Origin of the sequence: Ligilactobacillus animalis (assembly GCF_009933595.1) — a bacterium.
Lineage (GTDB): Bacteria > Bacillota > Bacilli > Lactobacillales > Lactobacillaceae > Ligilactobacillus > Ligilactobacillus animalis.
On the sequence record NZ_CP047141.1, the window covers coordinates 288,703 to 307,531 of the forward strand.

19 protein-coding genes are annotated in these 18,829 nt (G+C 42.5%); 13 read left to right on the forward strand and 6 right to left on the reverse strand.

The window, feature by feature from the left end; all coding sequences use genetic code 11:
- Positions 1-3 precede the first annotated feature (3 nt).
- From GSR62_RS01325 to GSR62_RS01335, 3 genes are all read right to left on the reverse strand, one after another.
- The gene (locus GSR62_RS01325; protein ID WP_066024139.1) at positions 4-354 is read right to left on the reverse strand and encodes a helix-turn-helix domain-containing protein; all 351 of its coding nucleotides are present in this window, start codon (positions 352-354) and stop codon (positions 4-6) included.
- A 190-nt stretch (positions 355-544) separates the two neighbouring features.
- Positions 545-1,060 carry a GNAT family N-acetyltransferase gene (locus tag GSR62_RS01330; RefSeq protein ID WP_066024140.1) on the reverse strand — a complete coding sequence of 172 codons (516 nt, stop codon included), beginning with the start codon at positions 1,058-1,060 and terminating at the stop codon, positions 545-547.
- Positions 1,061-1,071: 11 nt separating this feature from the next.
- Positions 1,072-1,524, reverse strand: a complete 453-nt coding sequence (locus GSR62_RS01335) for a MarR family transcriptional regulator (RefSeq protein ID WP_066024141.1) — start codon at positions 1,522-1,524, stop codon at positions 1,072-1,074.
- A gap of 158 nt (positions 1,525-1,682) precedes the next feature.
- Between GSR62_RS01335 and GSR62_RS01340 the strand changes: the two genes are divergently transcribed.
- From GSR62_RS01340 to GSR62_RS01375, 8 genes are all read left to right on the forward strand, one after another.
- On the forward strand, positions 1,683-2,495 hold the full coding sequence (locus GSR62_RS01340; protein ID WP_066024142.1) for a Cof-type HAD-IIB family hydrolase: 813 nt from the start codon (positions 1,683-1,685) through the stop codon (positions 2,493-2,495).
- Positions 2,496-2,517: 22 nt separating this feature from the next.
- The gene (locus GSR62_RS01345) at positions 2,518-2,940 is read left to right on the forward strand and encodes a hypothetical protein (protein ID WP_066024143.1); all 423 of its coding nucleotides are present in this window, start codon (positions 2,518-2,520) and stop codon (positions 2,938-2,940) included.
- A 73-nt stretch (positions 2,941-3,013) separates the two neighbouring features.
- A complete protein-coding gene (locus tag GSR62_RS01350; protein ID WP_066024144.1) occupies positions 3,014-5,245 on the forward strand; it encodes a heavy metal translocating P-type ATPase in 2,232 nt (743 codons plus the stop codon).
- A gap of 15 nt (positions 5,246-5,260) precedes the next feature.
- On the forward strand, positions 5,261-5,455 hold the full coding sequence (locus GSR62_RS01355) for a heavy-metal-associated domain-containing protein (protein ID WP_004050031.1): 195 nt from the start codon (positions 5,261-5,263) through the stop codon (positions 5,453-5,455).
- 126 nt (positions 5,456-5,581) lie between these two features.
- Complete coding sequence (locus GSR62_RS01360) at positions 5,582-6,865, forward strand: hypothetical protein (protein ID WP_066024145.1); 1,284 nt, start codon at positions 5,582-5,584, stop codon at positions 6,863-6,865.
- 380 nt (positions 6,866-7,245) lie between these two features.
- Positions 7,246-9,936 (forward strand): bifunctional acetaldehyde-CoA/alcohol dehydrogenase, encoded by a 2,691-nt coding sequence (adhE, locus tag GSR62_RS01365; protein ID WP_066024146.1) that lies wholly within the window; start codon positions 7,246-7,248, stop codon positions 9,934-9,936.
- A gap of 183 nt (positions 9,937-10,119) precedes the next feature.
- Positions 10,120-10,287: a hypothetical protein gene (locus GSR62_RS01370; protein WP_161517653.1), complete on the forward strand. Its 168-nt coding sequence runs from the start codon at positions 10,120-10,122 to the stop codon at positions 10,285-10,287.
- Positions 10,284-11,465, forward strand: coding sequence for an MFS transporter (locus GSR62_RS01375; RefSeq protein WP_066024147.1), 1,182 nt, complete (start codon positions 10,284-10,286; stop codon positions 11,463-11,465). Before GSR62_RS01370 ends, GSR62_RS01375 begins: the two co-directional genes overlap by 4 nt.
- 72 nt (positions 11,466-11,537) lie before the next feature.
- On the opposite strand, the gene lacD is transcribed toward GSR62_RS01375, so the two are convergent.
- From lacD to GSR62_RS01390, 3 genes are all read right to left on the reverse strand, one after another.
- Positions 11,538-12,521, reverse strand: coding sequence for a tagatose-bisphosphate aldolase (lacD, locus tag GSR62_RS01380; protein ID WP_066024148.1), 984 nt, complete (start codon positions 12,519-12,521; stop codon positions 11,538-11,540).
- Between the two features lie 107 nt (positions 12,522-12,628).
- Positions 12,629-13,336 (reverse strand): GntR family transcriptional regulator, encoded by a 708-nt coding sequence (locus GSR62_RS01385; protein WP_066024149.1) that lies wholly within the window; start codon positions 13,334-13,336, stop codon positions 12,629-12,631.
- Positions 13,337-13,341: 5 nt separating this feature from the next.
- Positions 13,342-14,061: a GntR family transcriptional regulator gene (locus GSR62_RS01390; protein WP_066024150.1), complete on the reverse strand. Its 720-nt coding sequence runs from the start codon at positions 14,059-14,061 to the stop codon at positions 13,342-13,344.
- A gap of 301 nt (positions 14,062-14,362) precedes the next feature.
- Here GSR62_RS01390 and GSR62_RS01395 point away from each other — a divergent pair, with 301 nt between their 5' ends.
- From GSR62_RS01395 to GSR62_RS01415, 5 genes are all read left to right on the forward strand, one after another.
- On the forward strand, positions 14,363-16,159 hold the full coding sequence (locus tag GSR62_RS01395) for a glycoside hydrolase family 35 protein (RefSeq protein ID WP_066024151.1): 1,797 nt from the start codon (positions 14,363-14,365) through the stop codon (positions 16,157-16,159).
- A complete protein-coding gene (locus tag GSR62_RS01400; RefSeq protein WP_066024152.1) occupies positions 16,156-16,638 on the forward strand; it encodes a PTS sugar transporter subunit IIB in 483 nt (160 codons plus the stop codon). The genes GSR62_RS01395 and GSR62_RS01400 overlap by 4 nt, the downstream gene beginning before the upstream one ends.
- A gap of 6 nt (positions 16,639-16,644) precedes the next feature.
- Positions 16,645-17,538, forward strand: coding sequence for a PTS mannose/fructose/sorbose/N-acetylgalactosamine transporter subunit IIC (locus tag GSR62_RS01405; RefSeq protein ID WP_066024153.1), 894 nt, complete (start codon positions 16,645-16,647; stop codon positions 17,536-17,538).
- Positions 17,525-18,352, forward strand: a complete 828-nt coding sequence (locus GSR62_RS01410) for a PTS system mannose/fructose/sorbose family transporter subunit IID (RefSeq protein ID WP_066024154.1) — start codon at positions 17,525-17,527, stop codon at positions 18,350-18,352. Before GSR62_RS01405 ends, GSR62_RS01410 begins: the two co-directional genes overlap by 14 nt.
- Positions 18,353-18,420: 68 nt before the next feature.
- A complete protein-coding gene (locus tag GSR62_RS01415) occupies positions 18,421-18,819 on the forward strand; it encodes a PTS sugar transporter subunit IIA (RefSeq protein ID WP_066024155.1) in 399 nt (132 codons plus the stop codon).
- Positions 18,820-18,829: the final 10 nt, after the last annotated feature.

Consider the following 18,829-nt stretch of genomic DNA (forward strand, 5'->3'; position numbering starts at 1 on the left):
CTTTTATCTGTAGATCATTTTGAAATCATCGAGCAGTAGCAAAATATGCTGGCTGATACGTTCGCAGGAAGGATCATCCATCTTCTTTAACTCATGAACGAGTTGTAATGAACTGGGAGTTAACTGTGCTAATGAGATATTGCTCTCTTCTTGAAGCAATTCTGCGATCGAGATCTCAAGTGCCTGACAGATCGCATTGAGTTTTAAAATGCTGATATTTTTCTTCTGACCACGTTCTAATTTGGAGATAAAATTGATCGAAAGGTCGCTGTATTCGGCCAATTTTTCCTGCGTTAAATTAGCCTTGATACGTTGCTTTCGGATCTTTTCACCAATCTGCAAGTCATTATCCATGAAATATTACCCCTTTACTGCAAGGAAATCATCTACATGGATAATAAAGATAGTATTAATATATTAACACGATTTATAGTAATTAAATAACTGGATTGTAAATTTAACAAATGTACTATAATATCATAAAGTTATTTTTTGATACTAAAAAAAGTTGATATTTTTCAGCAAATACCAACTTTTTGTTAGATCAAATATTTTTGACCATGATCAGATCGGTCTGTTCGTCAGCTCCCATGAAAAATGAGTGCGAGCCGTGTTGGGTAAAGCCCATTTTTTCATAGAAAGCAAGGGCGGGATAGTTTTCCTCCCACACGCCAAGCCAGATCGTGCTACAATTTTTTGCTTGAGCGAGCTTGAGAGCTTCTTGGAATAAAAAGCGTCCCAACCCATGGCGTTTGAAGGCTGATCTGATGTAGATGCGTTCGATCTCAAGAGCATTAGGGGCAACTTGTTCACTTTGAGCCTCGTTTAAATTGAGCTTTAAATAGCCAGCGAGTTGTCCATCCAAGTAAGCAAAGTAAAATTGTGAGTTAGGATCATTGAGCTCGGCGGTCAATTTATTGAGATCATAGGCTGTTTTTAAGTAATCGGCGAGATCTTGAGCATTATTTTGGTCTTTAAAAGTATCGCTAAAAGTCTCGATGCTTATTTTTTGTAGTGTTTCAACTTCAGTGGCAGTGATGCGTTTTAATGTTTTAGTCATGCTTTTAACTCCTAATAATTTCGTTTTTGGCCTTGTTTGACGATCTCCCAATCTTTTTCGATGTTACTGCGCACTTGTTGCAATAGTTGTTGCAATTGTACTTGTTGTTTGGCAGTCAAATGTCGTAGGGCCGTTTGTTCTGAGTAGTTATGCTCGGCCCGAAGCGTTGGGTAGATCTGAGCTCCTTTTTTAGTTACAAAAAGGGGCTTATTTTTTTTGTTGTTAAGTTGAGTTCGGCGTTCGATCAAACCGTTGGCGACTAGTTTTTTGATCGCCCGGGAAGCCGTGGTCTTGTCGACTTTGAGGCAATTAGCCAACTCTTCTAAGATGATCCCGGGCTGTTCGTAGATCCTGACCAAGTAGAGATATTGGCCCTTGGAGAGTTCTAGGTCTTTGAATTCGACATTACTGATCGAATCTAAAGCCCGGGCGATCGTGCCGATCTCACGTAAGATCTCTGTCATTTTGAGCACTTCCTTTTGTTCTAGTATATTTAAAGTTTGTTGTAAATGCAACTATTTTTTGAGAACGGAAATGAAACCGTTAAAATGGTATAATAGCTCTTGAACAATTAGAAATGAAGGGCATGTGACGCACTGATGTCGCATGGTAGGTGAGCATTTTGGATATAAAGATGGTAGCGATCGATATCGATGGTACGTTGGTCAATGATCACAAGCAGATCGGTGAAAAAACTAAAGCAGCGATCAAACAGGCGCGCAAACAAGGTGTTTATGTGGTCTTATGTACGGGACGTCCATTGTCTGGGGTCAAAGATTATTTAGAAGAATTAGACTTGATGGGAGAAGACGACTATGCGATCACCTTTAATGGGGCTAGAGCACAGGTCACCGGGACAGGAGAAGCGATCTTTGAAAATCTCTTATCCCCTGAACAAGTGGCTCGTTTGGATCAAGTAAGTCACGAACTCCAGATCAGAGGCCAGATCGTCATGCCAAATTCTGAAGTTATCACGACCTTTAAAAATATCAGTCCGTATACCGTACTCGATGCGTTCTATACAAAAATGCCACTTTATTACTGTGAGCCAGAAGAAATAGCTACACATTCGGCAGCAGCTAAATATATGTGGGTCGATGAACCAGAAGTGATTGCTGCTAAGACCAAGGACTTAGATCCAGAAGTGATCGCAGATAAGTATACCGTTCTTAGTGCGCCGTGGTTCTTTGAGATCATGCATCCTAAAGCCCATAAAGGTGCAGCCGTACTCGAATTAGGCCAGCATTTAGGCCTAACTAAAGATCAGATCATGGTTTTAGGGGATGAAAACAATGATCTGACAATGTTTGAACTGGCTGGATTTGGGGTCGCGATGGGCAATGCTAATGATCAGATCAAAGACCTTGCCAGTGCAGTCACAGCCGATAATAATCATGATGGTGTCGGTATGGCACTTGAAAAATATGTACTTTAAGAGCTAGAAGGGAAGCAGTGAGATGGGAATTGTTGGTGAATTTTTGCTCCACAGATGGTATGTTTTTGTGATCGCCATCTTGTATTGGATCGTGATGAAATATCTAGGAAAAGGGACGCGTTTTGCCCGTGAAGCCAGCCAAGTATCAGCTACTTTACAGATCTTGTTTTTACTCGTTTATACAGGATCAGCGTTATGGTTGTTAGCTTCGGGAACGGCTGCTAGTCAAGCCTTTACTTTATTTACACTGGTGGTCAATATTGGCGGTGTCGTATTAGTTTTACCGTTGTTTTTGTTGATCTTGTATCGTTTATGTACTGCTAAATTTTTAGCTCGCTTGCCTGAATGGGGCAAGAATTTATTTCGCTTAGTTTGCTTTGCTTTGTTAGGCTTTTTCTCTTACCCTATCTTGGCGGTAGTCGTGACTTTATATTACGGCTGGTAAAGTGAGCTTTTTAGTATCACCCTAAGCTCGTTTTATGATAAACTACAACTGTAAACGATTAGAGGTGAGACAGATGGAAAAAGACAATTTTGCGATCGAAGGGATGGTTTGTGCCAGTTGCGCACAAACGGTCGAAAAAGCTGTGGCGCAACTGCCAGATGTCAGTGAGGTTGCTGTCAATTTGGCGACCGAGAGCATGCAAGTTGAACATGGCTCTCAGGTCAGTGTGCAAAAGATCATGCAGGCGGTCAAAAATGCGGGTTATGCAGCGACTTTATCCAACATTCTTGATCAAGCTGAATTTGAAGCTAAGCAAGCTCAGACTAAAGCGCGTTTGTTGCATAAAAAGCACCAAACGATCGGCGCTTTGATCTTTGCGGGCGCGTTGCTTTTAGTTGCGATGGGACCAATGATGGGTCTAGCCTTCCCGCACTTTTTAGATGTGATGCATAGTCCTAAAAGTGCTAGTTTGATCCAGCTGGCGTTAGTTTTACCCGTGTTGTGGTTTGGTAAAGACTACTTGATCACGGGGGCTAAAGCATTATTTGCGCGGCATCCTAACATGGATTCGTTAGTCTTAGTGGGAAGTGGTGCGGCACTCTTGTACAGTTTGGTAAATACTTATCTGGCTGTGGTAACGGGGCACCACCATGATCTTTACTATGAGGCAGCGGGTATGATCATTGCCCTTGTCATGTTAGGTAAATACTTTGAAGATCTCTCGAAGCAAAAGACCAACTTTGCTTTGACCTCGCTTTTGACATTGGTGCCTAAAAAAGCTCTGTTAGTCATAGACGAAGGAAAGACTAAAGAAGTGCCGGTCGCAGAGCTTAAAGTCGGGGATACCTTTTTGGTTCAGGCAGGGCAAAGTATTCCCGTTGATGGCATCGTTTTGGCTGGCGAGACGACCGTTGATGAATCGATGTTGACGGGTGAGAGCTTGCCGGTCGCCAAAAGCACTGGTGATCCTGTGAGCGCTGGCACGGTCAGTCAAGTTGGTCAATTGACCTGTCGTGCAACGCGGGTCGGAAGTCAAACGGCACTTTCGCAGATCGTAGCCTTGGTCGCCAAAGCTCAAGGTTCAAAAGCACCGATCGCCCGGCTAGCTGATCAGATCGCGGGCTATTTTGTACCAGTGATCATGGTGATCGCAACTTTAGGTGCATTGGCGTGGCTTTTGACGGGGCATTCGTTAGGCTTTAGTTTAACGATCTTTGTTTCGGTTTTAGTGATCGCTTGTCCGTGTGCATTAGGGTTAGCGACTCCGACTGCGATCATGGTCGGGACCGGTAAAGCAGCCAAAGCGGGGATCTTGTTCAAAAACGGGACAGCCTTAGAACAACTATCACAAGTGACAACGGTCGTCTTGGATAAGACGGGAACGATCACCCAAGGAAAGCCAACGGTGACCGATGTTTTAGCTAAACCAGGGCTAGATCCGGCGACGATCTTACAGTTAGCCGCTAGTCTAGAGTTTTACACTAAGCACCCGTTAGCCCATGCGATCTTGCAGGCCTCGACCGATGAAACGTTACCTGTCAGTGACTTTGAGACTTTGCCTGGGCGGGGCTTGACGGCTAAGATCGATGGTTTGACCTATTTTCTGGGCAACCATAAGCTTTTAGTCGAACAAAAGCTCCCAACTGAAACACCATTGGTAAACCAGGCTCATGCTTTGACGCAAGCTGGTAAAACAGTGATGTTTTTGAGCACTGAAAAGGACCTCTTAGGTGTGATCGCCGTGCAAGATCCATTGAAACAAGATAGTCGCCATGCGATCGCGCAACTGCACAAGTTAGGAGTAAAGACCGTGATGTTGACGGGCGATAATGAAAAGACCGCCCAAGCGATCGCCAAACAAGTCCAGATCAGTGAAGTTATCAGTGATGTCTTACCGGCTGATAAAGCAGAGGCTGTCTTAGAGTTACAAGCTAAAGGACAAAAAGTCGCAATGGTCGGAGATGGGATCAATGATGCGCCGGCTTTAGCCAATGCAGATGTCGGAGTTGCGATCGGCAATGGGACTGATGTGGCGATCGATTCGGCTGATGTCGTTTTGATGAATTCAGATCTCAGTTCACTAGCCCGAGCACTATTATTGAGTCACAAGACTTTGGTCAACATCAAAGAAAATCTCTTCTGGGCCTTTTTCTACAACTGTCTCGGGATCCCGGTCGCTTTAGGTGTCTTGACGTTCTTTGGGGGACCGTTGCTTGATCCGATGATCGCTGCTTTGTGTATGAGTTTTAGTTCGGTATCAGTTGTTTTGAATGCTTTGCGGTTGAACCGCGTAAAATTAAACTAAGTGAGGATGATAGTAATGGAAAAACATACAGTAAAAGTTGAAGGTATGAAATGTGAAGGTTGCGCTAAGAAAGTGCGTGAAAGTTTAAGTCGCGTCGTGAAAAATGTTAAGGTCGACTTGGAAAAGAAAACGGCGGAATACATCGGGGATGAAACGATCGATGGTTTGAATCAAACCTTGGATGGAACGCCATATTCAGTCAGCAAATAGCTAATTATTAAGATGTTGGTATTCTTGCCAACATCTTATTTTTTTCTTATATATCTTTTACGAGCAGTAGTTTAGAATAGAGGTGTAGGCGAAAATTTTAGTAAATTAAGAAAGGGGAATCTGCAGATGCATGATTATCGCAAAGAAGTACAACAATTGCTCGATGTGATGGGGAATAGTGAGCAGGAACTAACTCTAGGTGCTAAAGCGATCCAGTTGATCTTACAAATGGCAGCTAAGGGAAGTTCAGCCGAAGTGATCGAAGAAAAGCAAGCATCAGTAACACCTGAAGTAAAAGAAGATGAAGAGGAAGGTCCGCAGGCTCAGCCTGAAGAAGAACTTGAAGCAAGATCAAAACTAGTAGAGAAAATTGAAGAGAAGTCTAAACCAGCAGTTCAAGAAGTTGAACCGGTGGTCGATGAACCGACCGAAGAGAGCAAGGAAAAAGCCAAAATAGATCGGACTTCGCAAACTTTGCAAGCTTTGTTGAGTGAAAAAGGCGACAGCCAAGCGTTAGATAATTGGGTGCAAAAAGACCCCAAGATCTTTGAGCGACTGTTTGATATGGTAATGGTCTATAAAGTCTCAACGCGTCGGATCGGGTTTAAAGCTTATAATAAAAACAATAAAGAACTGAGATTTAGAGAAACGATCCGGAATCAATTCAATCCTAAAAATGGCGATGCGATCTTAGTCAGCAACGCTCATACGGATTCACCCCGGATCACGAAATTGATCAGACGACCAGCTGAGTCGTATTATCCTAATACGGTGACCTTTGACCGCGGGGTAGTTGAGGTCAACGCTGATAACGAACTGATCGTTAAACGCAATGTAAGTGGGAAAAAGCTTCGCGTCGATGGCGAGTTATTTGAGTATAAGATCCCAGCTCAAGCCTATAATATCCATGAAGGTAGTATCGTGCGGTTGCGTTGGTATGCCCAACCGCGTGGTGAACGGCAAAATGAGGATATCTCACTAGCTTGGGTCTATCCGGAACGCCAAGAAAAAGTTACCACGCCAGCGCCGAAAAAAGAGAAGGGCCCTAAACCACAATATCAACCGACGATCGAATTTGATCTAGCGGGTAAGACAGTCGGGATCGTGGTCGGGCGCGAACTATATCGTGATAAATACGAAGCGATCATTGAGTCACATAATGGTAAGATGCTGATGGTCGATGCGTTCTATCATCGCCGTGATCCAGAAAATTATTTCTCACGGCGCTTGAGTGAAGCGGATTATGTGATCATGGTCCAAAACCAAAATAAGCATAATACGAGTTATGCTTTAGCCAAGATCAAAGACCAATTCCAAGGCTTTGCGGTGGCTAAGAACTTGACCGGGATCCAGGTAGAACAAGCTATCTATCGGGCGGTCAAAGGGCTACCGGCATTCGTAGCTGGTTAAACGTCGGATGAATAATACGGGACTTTCCATGATGTGGATTTACATCGTGGGGAGTCCCGTGTTTGTATTAGCGAACAGATGACATAGAATATCAATAAGATAAAAAGTGCACAAAGTATTAGATATTTGCTAAAAAATTTATGGTAGTTTTGATGGAACTACTAAAAAGATGTTTTTTGGTGGTCGTACGAACAAAAAGTTAATTTTTACATAAAGTAAGCGCTGTTTCGGATGGAGAATTTCTTGTTTAATAAAGAGTAAAATAAATTGAAATCGGTATCAATAAGGGTTAATATAGTTAGTGAAAGTATTCACGAAAAAATTTATCAAGTGAATTACTAGTCACTTTTAGTTTAAATATTTTGGGAGGTTCCAGATAGATGAGCAAAGAAAAGCCAAAGAAAAAAGTATTAACTCCAGAAGAAAAAGAAGCAAAGATGCAAGCAGCTCGTGTTTATACCGATGGCTTGGTCGAAAAGGCGTTAAAGGCAGAACAAGAATATGCGACCTTTACGCAAGAACAAGTTGATCAGATCGTAGCAGCTGCAGCTTTAGCTGGCTCTGAAGCAGCTTTGACTTTAGCTCACGAAGCAGTTGATGAAACTGGACGTGGGGTAGTTGAAGATAAAGATACTAAGAATCGTTTTGCAACAGAAAACATTTATAATTTGATCAAAAATGAAAAGACAGTTGGTGTCATTTCAGAAGATAAGATCAAAGGCCAAGTTAAGATCGCAGCTCCATTAGGTGTTTTAGCAGGGATCGTGCCAACGACCAACCCAACTTCGACCACGATGTTCAAAGCTTTGATGGCCTTGAAGACTCGCAATGCGATCGTCTTTGCTTTCCACCCACAAGCACAAAACTGTTCCGCACACGCAGCTAAGATCATCTATGAGGCAGCATTAGCAGCTGGAGCACCAAAAAACATCATTCAATGGGTCGAAAAACCATCGCTTGAAAACACAACTGGTTTGATCCAAAATCCAAAGATCGCATCTATCTTGGCAACTGGTGGTCCAGGTATGGTCAATGCAGCGTTGCGCTCGGGTAACCCATCAATGGGTGTAGGTGCTGGTAACGGGGCGGTTTTTGTTGATCACACAGCTAACTTAGACCGTGCTGTTGAAGACCTTTTGATGTCTAAGCGTTTTGACAATGGGATGATCTGTGCGACAGAAAACTCAGCTGTTGTTGAAGCTCCAGTTTATGACGCTTGGTTACAAAAGATGCAAGAAAAAGGTGCATATTTAGTACCAAAAGAAGACTACGCTAAGATCGAAGAGTTCGTCTTCAATGATAACCACGGAGTAAACGGTCCGGTTGCAGGTAAGAGTGCTCGCTGGATCGCAGACCAAGCTGGTGTCTTTTTACCAGAAGATAAAGACGTGATGTTATTTGAATTAGATGCTAAAAACATCGGTGAAAAATTATCCTCTGAAAAATTATCACCACTCTTGTCCATTTATAAAGCTAAAGACCGCAACGATGGTGTTAAGATCGTTGGCGCTTTGTTAGATTATCAAGGTGCAGGCCACAATGCTGCGATCCAGATCGGTTCTCAAACTGACCCATTCATCAATGAATTTGGTGACAAGATCAAATCAGCTCGGATCTTGGTCAACCAACCAGATTCGATCGGTGGGATCGGTGATATTTATACGGATGCATTGCGTCCAAGTTTGACACTCGGAACAGGATCATGGGGGAAAAATTCATTGTCACATAACTTATCAACAGGTGATCTTTTGAATGTTAAGACAGTTGCTAAACGTCGTAACCGTCCACAATGGGTACGCTTGCCAGAAAAGATCTACTATGAAAACAATGCGATCTCATATTTACAAGATGAGACAGAAGATATCAAGCGTGCCTTCATCGTAGCCGATCCAGGAATGGTCCAATTTGGCTTCGTCGATAAAGTTTACGATCAATTAGCCGTGCGTGATACACCAGTGAAGACGGCGCTTTATGGAACAGTAAAACCTGATCCAACATTAGGTCAAACGATCGAGATCGCTCGTCAAATGGCAGAATTTAAACCAGATACAGTGATCGCTCTTGGTGGTGGTTCATCCTTGGATGCAGCTAAGATCGCCCGTTATATCTACGAATATTCCTTAGATCAACCAGCTGGTTTCATGGATGACTACGATAAAGTCAGCGAATTGTTCTTATTATTGCAACAAAAATTCGTTGATATTCGCAAACGTATCGTTAAGTTCCACCATGCAACTGCAACTAAATTATTTGCGATCCCAACAACATCAGGGACTGGTTCAGAAGTGACACCATTTGCGGTCATCACTGATGATAAGACCCACGTGAAGTATCCGTTAGCTGATTACGAATTGACACCACAAGTGGCGATCGTGGATCCAGAATTTGTTATGACTGTGCCAAAACGCACCGTTGCTCTTTCTGGGCTAGATACTTTATCTCATGCTTTAGAAGCATATGTTTCTGTAATGTCATCTGAATTTACCCGTCCATGGGCGCTTGAAGCGATCAAGTTAGTCTTTGAAAACTTAGTTGATTCATACAACTTTGATCCAAAGAACCCAACGGCTGCTGGTGAAAAAGCACGTGAGAACATGCATTACGCCGCTACATTAGGTGGGATGGCATTTGCTAATGCCTTCTTAGGTATCAACCACTCGATCGCCCATAAAACAGGTGGGGAATTCGGTTTGCCACATGGCTTATGTATCTCGATCGCTATGCAACCAGTTATCCGCTTTAACGGTGCGTCCGGTAAGGTAAAACGTTCACCATATCCACGCTATGAAGTATACCGTGCCCAAAAAGACTACGCAGATATTGCTCGGGCTTTAGGGCTCAAGGGCAACAGTGATGCCGAATTAGTTGAAGCATTATGTGCTCGGATCGCGCAGTTGTTCAAAGATCTCGATGTTGAACCTAAGTTATCCGCTAATGGTGTTACCAAGGAACAATTTGAAGGGGCTTTGGATGAAATGGTCGATTTGATCTACAATGATCAATGTACACCAGCTAACCCACGCCAACCATTCTTAGAAGAGATCCGCGAATTATTGTGGGAACAATTTTAATTAAATAAAGCCCAAGAGTGAGTTTCAGGCGACTGAGACTCGCTCTTTTTGGTGTAGATAAAAGCTTTCCCTTTTTACCTAAAATTATATAACAATTAAATTGTTTTGTTTTTGATTAAAAAAAGGTTTGAAAAATAAAATATAGCGGTGTATAATTTGAAAAAATATGAGGGAGGCTTTTTTATGAACAGTAATATAGTGAAAGATATTGTGTATATCTTAAAAAAATATGAGATGGCGATGCTAGATGAAAAGGTTATGAGCGTAGCCACCATTACCGCTGTTAAAAACTTGTTGGTTCATACCACAAGAATTAAAGGACGAGCTACTTTGGGGAGGCACAGCGTATGAAAAAGAATTTTACACTTTTTATTACTAGTGATCTCATTTCCCAATTCAGTGCAGGAATCGTTTTAGCCGCTTTGAATTGGTACATAATTGACGTGTATCAGTCTAATAGTTTAGTAGCAACGATTGCTAATATTAATGTTATTGCTGGATTGATAATTTCTTTAGTAGCAGTTGGATTACTAAAAAGGATGAATTCAAAGCATATTGCATTGATGTCGTATTTTTTTAGAGTTATTTTCGTAGCACTACCGTTGATATTACTAAAGTTAGGTATTGATGATCGGCTAGCGATCTACCTGTTAGCTTTGAGTAATGGTATTGGCTGGAATCTATATTTTCCAGCATCCAAAGATATTTTGAATAGTTTTACCGCTGAAGAAAATACACTACAGATCAATTCTTTTGCTGAAATTTCGATGCAAGTGGGGCTATTTTCTGCAGCACTGGTTTCAGGGATCCTGTATCGTTATATCGGATTTGAAAATATTTTACTTTTAGGTACATTACTCTTTTTCGTTGCACTTGTTATTTTTGCTTTGGTGAAATATCAAGAACTAGATAAGGTAGAAGCGACGGAACAGCAAGGTGTTTGGGCTTATCTGATCCAACACAAGTGGTTATTGATACTAGGATTAGTCTTGTACATACCATTTATCGGTGCTAACGTTATTAACACAACGCTTCCTGGCTATATTCAAGCGCATTTATCCGGGAATTCGATCAACTATGGTTTTACAGATACGATGTATGGCGTAGGTGCTTGTTTAGCAGGCTTTTTACTCCCAGTCATTGCTAAATTTATCAATAAAGAACACCTTATTCGTCCGCTATTTTCAATTGCTGTGTTACTAGGTGTTATTCTCGTGTTAAATCATAGTTTAGCTTTGACTGCCGGATATATCTTTTTATTGGGATCAGTCGGTCCAGCGATCCGAACGATCATCTATACTAGAACGATGGAGATAGTTCCTAGCAAGTTATTAGGTTCACTCGTATCTGTTTGGAATTTTATCAATCTGATTTTTCAATTTGTCGCTAATTATAGCGTAGGCCGGGTGATGGATATAGTTGGTCCGCAATGGGGCTTTATGATTTATGCGGGTACAATGCTTTTGGGGATACTATTGTTTATTGGGATCCAAAACAGATATAGCTTTAAAGGATCAGATGCCAAATAATAGACTATAAAATGCAAAAAAAACTTAGAATTACAAAATGTGATCCTAAGTTTTTTGTATTTTAGTTTATTTTTAAATCAAGTTTTTACTTGCAAGTGGGGTCGCGGTTTCTTTTAGGACTGTATTTAAAGCTTCGATATTTGCTTTTCCTTGGGTCTCACACCAGAGACTTGCTGCGCCCGCACCATCTTGAGCAAATGGGACGACGCTATCCTTCCAGGTCGCACGCCCACACAAGACACCGTTGAATTTTGAACCAGCTTCATGGGCAAAGTAAAGTGTGTCTTGGAACATCTGCGCCGATACGCCCGCACTTAAGAAAATAAATGGAACGCCAGCTGCGGCTTTGGTCTGTTCAGCAAAGTAAGCTGCTGCTTGTTCCTTGGTGTAGACTGCCTCCTCATCTTTTGCAAACCCAGCAACATAAGCCATATTAACTGGAACTTCGACTTTCAAGACATCAACGTTATAACGCGGTTTAGCAAATTCGCGCATCATCTCGATGACTTTATGCGGTTTGACTGCGGCGTATTCTTTGCTCTTGGTGTCTTCGATATTAGCATCGTAGGACATCAATTCGAGGAAAAATGGGATATCTTCAGCTACGCACTCACTGCCGATCCGTTCGATGAAGGCTTGTTTCTTTTCGTTGATCGCCACTGGTTCATCGACATCATAGTAGACCATGAACTTAACGGCATCAGCGCCAGCTTCTTTTAAGCGTTTAGCCGACCAATCGGGTAAAAGATCAGGCATGCGTCCTGGTTCGCTGACATCATAACCCGTTTTTTCGTAAGCTAGCAAAAGCCCACAGTTGCTGTCACGGGCTAAAGCAGCGGGTAAACCATATTCTGGATCGAGTAAGATCGCCGATGAATACGCTGTCATTTTTTGAGAGATAACTTTTTTGAACTCGCTTAGATCAGAACTAGTTACGGGATGGTCAGCGTTTTTAGCCAACATCTTCTTTAATGAACCGCGTTGATCGATCGCAAGTGCTGTAATAATACCATCAGAGTTAGAGAGTCGCTGTAAAGCCGTTGTTTTTCCTATCATGATCTCGCATCCTTTGTTTTAAAATGTTTGTTTGTGTTTTTATAAGTTTAAATTACCACGGAGAAAATGATTAGTCAAATAATAGTGTTTATAAATGTTTGAAAATGTCATTGAGTAGGACTTTCAAGTTTGATCTTGTAATACTCCCATCGTTTATACGAGCAGATATATTCAATGATCTGTCCACTGAGCGATAGCGTTGTTGTGCGTTCTTGTTTGACGGTCGGGGTCTCTTCGCTGATCTCCAAAAGGGTAGCGATTTTTTTCGGGGTCGGTAAGATGATCTGGTTGTATTCGACAAAAGGTTCTGTGTTTAGATGGATCTTGAATTCATTTTTCATTTGGGTATAGATCGAATTGTAATAAGACAGATCTTGGGGATGGGTCACAAAGCGTTCAGGCAAATAAGTGCAGTGGTAGATATAAGGGATCTGTTTAGCGCGACGTACACGTTCGATCGCATAATAAAAGTCAGTGGAGGTAAGACCTAGTTGGGTCAAGATCGTGGGATGGTTGTCCCGCGTGATACTGATGACTTCTACGCGATCATCGGGGGGCGTAAAGACCTCTAGATCGCTGAACTTAACGGTCTTTAGCTTGCGTGAGCGTGAGATAAAAGTCCCTTTACCTTGGTAACGCACTAAAAAGCCTTCAGCGACGAGTTCTTTTAAGGCGCGGATCACGGTGATCGAACTGACGTGAAAGCGTTTGGTGAGTTCAGCTTCACTATAGAATTTGTCACCGCTTTCAAATTTACCGGATAAAATTTCATTTTTGAGATTATTTTTGACGAGTTGGTGCTTAGGGATCTTCATAATAATTACACATCCTTTGTGAGAGGCACTTTGTAAGCAAAATAGCGTGAAGGAGCGGTCGTGATCGTAAATTCAAAGGGACGGTCGAAGCTATCATAGGCGAGCCGTTGGATCTTAAGACAGGGTGAACCCACGCGCAGATCTAGTAAGTCAGCTTCGCGTTCGTTGATGAGACTAGCAAAAAATTCCTCAGCACCATTCTTGATCTTCAGCTGGTACTTAGTGGCAAGTAGGTCATAGAGCGAGTTTTTGACCAGTTCATTGCGTTTTAAAGCGGGAAAACGTTCGGCTGGCAAAAAGGTTTTTTCAAACAGAACTGGCTGATGTCCCAATAAGCGTAGGCGTTCAACGCGGTAGACTGGTTCATCTTGAGCTAAATGGAGCATTTGGGCGACATAGTAATTAGGGATCGTTTGGGTAAAAAGTAAGATCTCGGTCGTGGGTGCTTGATCAGCGGGCATATCCAATTTGCTGAAACTGTAAAAATGTGCGTAATCATATTGAACGGGTTCATAGGCTACATAATAACCGACATTTTTAGCTTTAGCGATCAATTTTAGGTCTTCTAATTCACTTAAAGCAGCACGTACGGTGGAGCGACTGACGGAATATTTGTGAGCTAATTCCTTTTCTGTGAAAAAGCGGGTATTCGTTGGTTGCTGGGTCTCTAAGATATTTTTGATCAATTTGTCTGCTAGAATAGCATATTTAGGGCGTTTTGTCATCGCTTAACTCACCTACTTTGAAAAAATTGTACGTTGAAAAAAACGCAAGCTGATAACGTTTCACCCCAATTATACACTAAATGGTATGTAAATTAATACTGAAAAAGTATAGCAAAAAAGTTTAATTAATTGTGTAAATAAGCTAGAATTAAATTGTAAATGATAGCGCATACAAAGGTGTGTGACTAACCATTACAGGTATATACCACTTTCAGCTGAACCATTTTTTTGTAGCATTTATTTATTATTACCGTAACTTAGTATATTAACATAATGATTTTATTCAAGAGGACAGATGGATATGGAGAATTTTATTGTACGAGAAGATGGACTTTATCTAAACGATGAACCGTTCAAGCTTCTCTCGGGGGCGATCCATTATTTTCGGATTCCACGTGAACAATGGTATCGGTCCTTATATAACTTAAAAGCTTTAGGTTTCAATACGGTCGAAACATATACGGCTTGGAACCTCCACGAACCTAAAGAAGGCGTGTTTGATTTCAGTGATCGTCTTGATCTTAAGGCTTTCATTGAATTAGCCCAGAGTCTAGGTTTGTATGTGATCGTGCGCCCGTCACCATACATCTGTGCGGAATGGGAATTTGGCGGTCTACCAGCTTGGCTCTTGACGAAAGAAAATGTCAGGTTGCGCGCGAATGATCCTGTTTTCTTGCAGGCCGTTGAGCGTTATTACCAAGAACTATTTCAGATCTTGACGCCATTGCAGATCACTCATGGTGGTCCGATCATCATGATGCAGATCGAAAATGAATATGGCTCATACAGCGAGGACAAGACTTATTTACGCCAGATCAAAGCTTTGATGGAAAAATACGGTGCTGATGTAACATTGTTTACCGCCGATGGAGCTTGGCAAGCAACGTTACGTGCCGGGAGTTTGCTAGAAGACAAGATCTTAGCGACAGGTAATTTTGGCTCCCATGCCAAAGAAAATTTCGCAGCGTTAAAGGCGTACCAAGAAAAAATGGGGGTCAAGCAACCCTTGATCTGCATGGAATTTTGGGATGGCTGGTTCAGTCGTTGGGGCGAGCCCGTAGTCAAACGTGATCAAGCTGAACTTTTAGAAGCATTGCGTGAAGTTTTAACGCTAGGCGCAGGTGTCAACCTGTACATGTTCCATGGTGGTACTAACTTTGGTTTCATGAATGGTTGTTCAGCGCGTAGAGAACATGACTTACCGCAGATTACGTCATATGACTACGGCGCCCCGTTGAACGAAGCCGGTGAACCAACTGCCACTTACTATGCGATCCAAGAGCTGATCGGCGAGATGTATCCTGAACTTGAACAAAAAGAACCATTAGTCGAAAAGACGCTCAACGTTTCGGATATCAAATTGACAGGTCAAGTCGATCTATTCACTTGTTTAGATCAAGTCAGTGAAAAGCATGACAGTCAATATCCGCAGTCAATGGAAGAGTTGGGCAGTGGCTACGGCTATGTGTTGTATCGCACGCAGATCTTACGCGATAAGCTAGACAAAGAACGTTTTCGCGTGATCGATGCCAGAGACCGGCTAGGCTTTTATCTAGATGGTGAGCATGTAGCGACCCAATACCAAGAAGAGATCGGAGCCGACATCGAGGTCAAGTTACCTAATGAAACTGCTCGACTCGACATCTTAGTCGAAAACATGGGCCGAGTCAACTACGGAAGCAAGCTATTAGCCAATACGCAGCGCAAAGGACTCGGACGCGGTGTCATGGCTGATCTACACTTTATCTTAGGTTGGGAACAGTATGTTTTGAACTTTGATAAGCTTACCGCAGTTGATTTTACAGGTGAATGTGTCAAAGGCCGACCGAGCTTTTATCGCTATGAGGTCGAGTTGGCTGAGACTGGAAACTGTTATCTAGATCTAAGTGGTTTTGGTAAAGGGATCGCGCTGGTAAATGGGCATAATTTAGGACGTTTTTGGCAAAAAGGCCCGCAGTTAGCGCTCTTTGTTCCCGCTGAATTCTTAAACCAAGGCCAAAATGAAATCGTTATCTTTGAAACAGAAGGCATTTATCAAACTAAGCTGAATTTGGTAGAAAGACCGATCTATAAACATATTGAGGAGGATGCGCAATGATTATTGCAGTACGGATCGATGGACGTTTGATCCATGGACAGGTAGCTAATTTATGGACGACTAAGTTAAATATTACACGGATCATGGTCGTAGATGATGAAGTGTCACAAAGTGCGATCGAAAAAAGTGGACTTAAGCTTGCAACGCCAGCGGGAGTCAAATTGAGTGTTCTCCCGTACGCGCGCGCAGCGGAAAATATCTTAGCTGGTCGTTATGACTCACAACGTTTGTTGATCGTGGCCAAAAAACCGCATTATTTATTGAAATTAGTTGAAGCCGGAGTTCCACTTGAAGAGATCAATGTGGGTAACATGTCACAGTCGGACACGACGACTTCGATCACACGCTCAGTGAATGTTGATGAGCAAGATGTTGCCGAATTCAAAGAATTGAACAAACATGGGGTCCATTTGATCCATCAAATGGTGCCTGCTGATTCGGCTGAAGATTTTATGGAGCTATTAAATAAGAAAGGGTGAGCCTAAATGACAATTGCATGGTGGCAGATTTTACTACTTACGTTGTATGCCGGATACCAGATCTTAGATGAATTGCAGATCAACTCCTCGGCTGGTTCCGCCGTTTTTGCAGGCTTGATCTCCGGTCTTGTAATGGGTGATCTAAAGACTGGTTTGTATATTGGTGGGATGATGCAGTTGACGATCCTTGGGGTCGGAACTTTTGGTGGCGCTTCCAGAATTGATGCTAACTCGGGTACGATCTTGGCGACTGCCTTTGCCGTTTCGGTCGGGATGGATCCAAAACAAGCGATGGCAGCGATCGCAGTGCCGGTGGCCGCCTTGATGATCCAAACCGATATCTTGGGTCGTTTTGCCAATACGTATTTTGCACACAAGATCGATAAAGATGTGGAAAACTTCGAATATAAGAAGATCGAACGCCACTTCTTGATGGGTGCACTTTCCTGGTCACTTTCCCGGATGTTACCAGTGTTCTTAGCTTTAGCCTTTGGTGGTGGCTTAGTTTCCAAAGTCGTTGGTTACTTGAACGGCGATCTCAAATGGTTAGGTGACGGGCTCTCAGTTGCTGGGGCAGTCTTACCGGCTGTCGGTTTTGCGATCTTACTGCGCTACTTGCCAGTTAAGAAACACTTTGCTTATTTGATCTTAGGTTTTGTGATCACTGCACTATTGACAACGCTCTTTGGCAATATCCAATTGCTCGGAACAAGTGTTGCTGGTTTAGACAAGACTTTAGTAGCTAACTTCAACAGTATGCCAATGTTAGCGATCGCTTTGATCGGTCTAGCTTTAGCCTATATCTCTTACAAACGCAGTGATGCGGATGCACCAAAAGCACCGCAACAACCACAGGTAAATAATAACAGTGAGGGGGAAATTGAAGATGACGAACTCTAATAAACCAAAAACAACAGGTTACAAATTGACCGATGCCGACTTCAAGCAGATCAACCGGCGCAGTCTCTTTGGTTTCCAGTTAGGCTGGAACTACGAACGTATGCAAGCGTCAGGTTATCTGTATACGATCTTGCCACAATTGCGCAAGATGTATGGTGATGGAACACCTGAATTAAAGAAGATGATGAAATTACACACCCAATTCTTCAACACGTCAAACTTTTTCAATACGATCGTTACAGGGATCGACTTGGCGTTGGAAGAAGAAGAAGGTGACAAGTCAGCTGAAACAGTCAACGGTTTGAAAGCTGGTCTGATGGGACCGTTTGCTGCGATCGGGGATGCGATCTTTGGTGCTTTGATCCCAGCGATCTTCGGTGCGATCGCCGCTGATATGGCTGTTAAAGGTAATCCGCTTGGTGTTTTGATCTGGGTCTTGGCCTGCGTAGCGATCATGGTCTTTCGTTGGAGCCAATTGAAATTTGCCTACAAAGAAGGTAGTACTTTGGTAACAACGATGCAACACCGTTTGACCGCTTTGACCGATGCTGCAACTCAGCTCGGGGTCTTCATGGTCGGGGCGTTGGTAGCGACAATGATCAACGTTAAACTCGCTTGGACACCGATGATCGGGGACGTTAAGATCGATTTCCAAAATAACTTAGATATGTTATTACCTAGATTATTACCAGCAGTTATTGTTTTAGCTGTTTACTGGTTACTTGGTAAGAAGAACATGACTTCGACCAAAGCGATCTTTATCGTACTCTTTGTTTCGATCGCATTATCAGCTTTAGGTGTTATTTCAAAATAGACTTTTAACGGACCATGGTGAAGTAGCTTCATTGTGGTTCGTTTACCATAGGAAAGGAAATGAAACTTATGAAACCATTAGTATTGATCAGTCACGGAGATATGTGTGTTGAATTGAAGAAAAGTGTTGAAATGATCATGGGGCCACAAGATGACATTTACACAGTGTCGTTATTACCCAATGAAGGCCAATCAGAATTTTTAGCTAAATTTGAAAAAGTCGTTGCTGGGCTTGATGATTTTGTAGTGTTAGCCGATCTATACGGCGGGACACCATGCAATGTGATCGCCAAACAGATCATGGCTGGCGCTAATTACCGGCTCTATGCTGGGATGAACATGGCAATGGTGATCGGGTATTTGAACGCAGAAATGTTAGGTTCAAAGGCGGATCTTATTGCGGAAGCGCGCAATGGTGTGACCGATGTCAATGAAGCGCTCCATGGCTTGATCGATGCAAATAGTTAAGAGGTGATCA